The sequence below is a fragment of the endosymbiont of Riftia pachyptila (vent Ph05) genome (genome assembly GCF_000224455.1).
GTDB lineage: Bacteria > Pseudomonadota > Gammaproteobacteria > Chromatiales > Chromatiaceae > Endoriftia > Endoriftia persephonae.
Genome location: NZ_AFOC01000151.1, coordinates 1 through 5,099, shown reverse-complemented (window position 1 = coordinate 5,099; position 5,099 = coordinate 1). Strand labels below are relative to the sequence as shown.

General features: G+C 58.1%; 5 protein-coding genes. 3 read left to right on the top strand and 2 right to left on the bottom strand.

The genetic code is table 11. The features are described from left to right. Positions 1 to 2,084: MBL fold metallo-hydrolase (locus RIFP1SYM_RS15640; RefSeq protein WP_240992147.1), on the bottom strand; the 2,084-nt coding region annotated here is incomplete at its 3' end. Between the two features lie 594 nt (positions 2,085 to 2,678). Between RIFP1SYM_RS15640 and RIFP1SYM_RS15635 the strand changes: the two genes are divergently transcribed. After that, positions 2,679 to 3,365 carry a protein-L-isoaspartate(D-aspartate) O-methyltransferase gene (locus RIFP1SYM_RS15635; RefSeq protein WP_005966626.1) on the top strand — a complete coding sequence of 229 codons (687 nt, stop codon included), beginning with the start codon at positions 2,679 to 2,681 and terminating at the stop codon, positions 3,363 to 3,365. 64 nt (positions 3,366 to 3,429) lie between these two features. Next, entirely contained in the window at positions 3,430 to 3,594 is a 165-nt protein-coding gene (locus RIFP1SYM_RS18450) for a hypothetical protein (protein WP_006474929.1), read from the top strand. A 47-nt stretch (positions 3,595 to 3,641) separates the two neighbouring features. On the opposite strand, the gene RIFP1SYM_RS15630 is transcribed toward RIFP1SYM_RS18450, so the two are convergent. Then, positions 3,642 to 4,304 (bottom strand): class I SAM-dependent methyltransferase, encoded by a 663-nt coding sequence (locus RIFP1SYM_RS15630; RefSeq protein WP_005966624.1) that lies wholly within the window; start codon positions 4,302 to 4,304, stop codon positions 3,642 to 3,644. 200 nt (positions 4,305 to 4,504) lie between these two features. On the opposite strand from RIFP1SYM_RS15630, the gene RIFP1SYM_RS15625 reads away from it, so the two are divergent. Next, on the top strand, positions 4,505 to 4,975 hold the full coding sequence (locus RIFP1SYM_RS15625) for an aminoacyl-tRNA deacylase (protein WP_039960769.1): 471 nt from the start codon (positions 4,505 to 4,507) through the stop codon (positions 4,973 to 4,975). Positions 4,976 to 5,099 lie beyond the last annotated feature (124 nt).

The following is a 5,099-nucleotide window of genomic DNA, read 5'->3' as shown; positions in this document are numbered from 1 at the left end:
CGCAGCAGATCCCAGAAGGCCGCTTCACTGCCTCTTCCCGTGACATAACCTGAGTCGTATACGGCGTCCATCGCCTGCGCCGGCAATGTCTCGGCATCCAGCCCCTGCTGCCTGGCGATCGCCCTGAGTCCTTCAACGAAGCCCTCCGCGGCGATGACCCCGCCAAAGTCGAACAAGATGGCGCAGATCTGGCTATCCTGTTTCTGTTTCATATTATTTGTTGAGTCCAGTTTAAGCGGGGGTTTGGCTAGGGTATTCATTGGAGATTCGAATACCTTCATGGATACGGGAAGTGCCACACGGGAACACGCAGCCCTTAGTTCATTATAAAGCTGCTGCGGGTTTCGCTGGTAACGGCGTGAGAAGTGAAACGGCACCAGGCGGGATACCCGGGCCTTGGTAGCGATCTCTCCCGCGGCACGGGTGGTCAGATGACCATTCTTCGCCGCATTCTCTGCATCACCCTCGCTGAAGGTGGCCTCACAGAACAGGGTATGAGCATTACGGGCCAGAGCTACCAGTTTTTCCCGGTTTTCTGGCGTATCGGCCAGGTCAGTGGCATACACCAGCTTCTTACCTGGCATCACCAGTATCAGTTCGTCGCCCAGTTCACCCACACTGGCCTCACTACCGTCTGGCAGGTAGACAGGTGCCTTCAGGTTGCCGGCCATGAGCTGCTGCTTCAGCTCAGTAAGCCAGGGTCCGGGCTCCAGTCCCCGTGTTTGCAGCCGATCCTTACGTACGTTGAGGGTCTTCGCCAGTTCCAGGGCATAGGCGAGCACCGGTGTATGGTGGTCCAGTTGCACCGTGCGAACCCGAAACCCCGACTCTTCCAGCAGGACACCGTCTGTTACCTCCACCTCTTCCAGCACCTCTCGCCCCGCTATGCCGGCCTGTAGGCGAACGCGTTTAAGACGTTGTCCGTGGAGTTCCGCCACTTCAAAGGCGGGGCCATTCTTACCGATGCGGTCCCACAGGAAGCTGTTGATGAAACAGACAACATGCTCTATCAGGCCCGGTGGTCCATAGATCCTGCAGGGTGGAAACTCGCCAAGCCGTGAACGCAACAGCCACTGAAAACCACTCAGGTGATCCATATGAGCATGGCTGATGAATACATCGCTCACCTGGTGGGCAACCCGTGCCGACAAACGACTTCCGTCTCCCAGATCAAACAGCATGCTGCGACCCAAATGACGGATGCGCAGATGCAGCAGGGGGTCGCCAAACACACCATTGAGCAGGGTCAGATCAAGCGCTCCGACCCGACCCACAATGCGTGGCCCGCCGCTTTCCTCTCCCAATGTCACCCCCTCTGGTTGGGGCAGATAGGCAATGCGCCCAGCGGCAAAGGATTCCGCCGTCTCCATCAGCCCACTGGTGCTACGGACCGCATCTCGTACCAGTAATGAATCTGCCGTGATGGTTTCCAGTGGCGCCATGACAGTCAGGCTGCCCTCCTCCAGGTGCAGTACCTCGGCCATGGCCTCGGTCCGGTTTTCTTTTAACAAGGCCACCTGCCTTCCAATCCAGGCTGCCTGTTCTTCAAGGGGTGGTGGTGTTCCAATGGGTCTGACTTCGCCCAGGTTCAGGCAATGTGTTTTCGCATCCGCCAAATAGCCGTCCCACTGCGCCGTACGCAGCCTGGCCCGCGTGCGTTTGCCGGGCCGCTTTACCGCCGATGCGGTATGCACCAGGAATACCTCGGCAGCAAGGGCATGGAGTTCCTCAGCCAGGGGAGGAGATCGGCCCGTTGAGGTAAGGGCAAGCACCGTATCTATTCCTGCGGCCTCCACCAGCCCCGCCAGCAGCTCGCGGCCAGCCACGCCCCGTACCACTCCGGGGCTGTCCAGTAACATCACGCCGTTATTGCACAGCAGCGCCAGACGACGCACTGCAGTCACCAGGGGCAAACGAAAGCGGCCAGCATCCAGGGTACACAAGGATTCATAGGCAACGACCTGCCAGCCATCATTGGCCCATTGACCCAACGACAGGGTGCCGGGAACGCCAAATGCCGGGCTACCCGGGTCAGCACTGATACACAGGCAGCTACGGTCAGAATTGTCCAGCGTACGCGCCAATTCCGCAGCCAATGTTGACTTGCCAACACCTGATGGGCCGAACAGCAATATCTGCCTATCACCCGTGAGGAGGGTGCCAACAATATCAGTGGCGGAGCTGGGCAGAACGGGCCAGGAGTGTTTAGGTAAGTCAGTCGCCATTACATGAATGTAAATAGAGTTGAGCCCAATATCCACAGGCTCAAGAACGGACGCAGCCGGCATGGCAACTGTGGTCTATAGATTAAAGAGCAATGTACCGATTGCGATGTGCTTAAACAGGGTCGATAAGCGCAAAACACGACCTTGTTGCGCATCTAACTCAATCTACGTTTGCTTAGGAGGAGAAAATGGGGATCGCGACAAGCGCGAACATCCTCGACCCGACCCTGGCGGAGCAGGGCCAGCGACGTATCGAATGGGCATTGCAGAAGATGCCTGTCTTGTACGAGCTCATGGAGCGATTCCATGAACAACACCCGCTGCGGGGCACGGGGCCAATATTGTCATTACCGAGGTCGATCCGCTACGCACCCTGGAGGCGACCATGGAGATCATCATCAATGAGCTGACACCTGAACAGCGGAGCTATCTTACTTCCTGGGAGCAGGGTACATGAGCACGCAGCGCGAGCGACAGCGGATGATCGACGATATCGAAAGCGAGATCGACTTCACCCGCAACATGATCGGCCGGGATCACTTCGAGCCACGGGTCATGGCGGCCATGCGCAAGGTGCCGCGGGAGGAGTTCGTGCCCCCAGAGCTGAAACATGCCGCCTTCGACAACGGTCCATTACCAATTGGTCACGGGCAGACCATATCCCAGCCCTACATCGTGGCCTTAATGACCGACTTGCTGCAGCCCGAGCCCGACCACACCATCCTCGAGATCGGCACCGGCTCGGGCTACCAGACCGCCATACTCTCGCAGTTGTGCAGGCGAGTCTGCACCATGGAGGTGATTCCGGAGTTGAGCGAGACAGCGAAGCGGCGTTTCGGGGAGATGGGCTATGACAATATCGATGTGCAGACCGGAAACGGCTACCTGGGCTGGCCGGAACATGCCCCCTACGATGGTGTCATCGTCACGGCGGCGGCCGGCCATATCCCCCCCGCCCTCGTAGAACAGCTCAGACCGGGAGGCAGGCTGGTGATCCCGGTCGGGCAGCCGTACAGCTATCAGGAACTAATGCTGGTAGAAAAGGACCGGGAGGGCAACAGCCATACTCGCAATATTCTCAGCGTTGCTTTCGTTCCCCTGGTGGAGACCATACCAACCGCCGGTAACGACCCAAGGTAGCGGCTATAGTCGACGACGCGCTCGTTACTGCGATTGCACGCCATATCTGGGAGATCAAGTATCGGTGCATCTCGATACCTTCGATGCATTCCGCTCATTGTATGAAAGCGCCTATCATCAAGGCGTGAAAGGTTGCACCGCATTCAGGCCAACCAAACTGCGTGAAGGCATTTTACTGTCCGCTGAGATGGGTGCGCACTGCTGCAGCATCGAGCAGGAAGAGGACTGAACGGCGGCCTTGATGCCTTCTTTGCGGTTGATCCGGCAATACGCGGGCTAGAATCCTGACCTTCGGTACAGGCAAACTACCAAAAATCCCCCCAAGGGCAGCGAGTCGGGCATGAAGCGATCAAGCCGCTGTGCGATGGCGCCACCAGAGGGAAAAAACACTGTCCATCCGGCCCGGATCTCTGGTGTGGGCTGAAGCCCCTGTGTCCATTGCCTTACCTCCTCCAGGAGATCCCAGCGGGCACCCTGGTAACTGCCACGGCCGGCCTTATACAGCCACAACAGGCTGCGGCGATGCAGCAGGCCCAGAATGACGCTTTTGCGGCTGACTCGCCACAGTTCCTCCAGGGCATGGGCGGGCTCGGCCACAAAACAGAGGCTGGTTACTGCGGCACTGTGGTCGAAAGCGCCGTCGACGAAGGGAAGTCCCTCGGTGTGGCCCTGGATATGGCCGATACGCTGGTCCAGTTTACGGGCGAAGCTCAGTGCGGCCGGGTCCGGGTCGAGACCAGTTACTGTAAGCCCTGCGTCGGTGAAACGGCTGCTAAAGTAGCCCGTGCCGCAGCCGACATCCAGCAGTTTTTCTCCCAGCTGGAATGGCAGCAGTTTGAGCATCAGCTCCAGCTCTTGCCCGGCGATCCGGCTCCCGCGTGGGGTGCTGTACCAAGCGTGGTAGGCGACCGGGTCGTGGATGCCGGTTTTACCTTGCATAATGGCGAGCCGAATATTCGTTTATCTTTGCCCTATTGAGAGCATAGGCAATGGATTTGGGCTATTTTTAAGTTATCCCCCTGGAATGCCGGCTGGGTAGATGAATGAGACCATTGGGCTTTCCACCTGGTCGGCTTTCCGCATTTAACCCGAACCTGCAGTTGCACCTTGCGCAAGTGCCCAGTATGGAAGATAGAGCCATGACTATTGCTACATCTGTTATGAACATGCTGAATGAGCGGCATATTCCCTATGAAGTGCTTGAACATGCCAAGACCGCAACCAGTCCTCAGGCGGCCCTGGCAGCCCATGTGCCCGATGATCATATCGCCAAGGGCGTGCTGATGAAGGACAACATCGGTTATATGCTGGCCGTGATTCCTGGTGACCAGTGGCTCGACCGGCGGCGTCTGAGCGAGGAGCTCGGCCGAGATCTGCGGATGGCCAGTGAGGAGGAGATCGGTCGTCTGTTCAGTGACTGTGATCTGGGTGCCATTCCGCCATTGGGTAGTGCCTATGGCATCGATATGATGCTGGACGAGGATCTGAGCAGCCTGGCCAATGTCTATTTCGAGGCCGGTGATCATGAGCACCTGCTTATGGTGGACAGCGAGCATTTCCATGAGTTGATGCGTGGTGCACGTCACGGCCATCTTACTGCTGTGCATTGAGTGGGGAAAACCCTGCGAACTGATTACCTGGCATCAGAGTTACGGCCTGTGCCGCCGGCTTGCGGAACGGCTTCGCGCCAGCGGCTTTCGCCCTGACATCATCGTGGCCATCGGTCACGGTGGC

Excerpts from the sequence above, each read along its gene's own strand:
- RIFP1SYM_RS15635 (WP_005966626.1), top strand. The coding sequence starts at position 2,679 with ATGAGCACGCAGCGCGAGCGACAGCGGATGATCGACGATATCGAAAGC.
- RIFP1SYM_RS15630 (WP_005966624.1), bottom strand. The coding sequence starts at position 4,304 with ATGCAAGGTAAAACCGGCATCCACGACCCGGTCGCCTACCACGCTTGG.
- RIFP1SYM_RS15625 (WP_039960769.1), top strand. The coding sequence starts at position 4,505 with ATGACTATTGCTACATCTGTTATGAACATGCTGAATGAGCGGCATATT.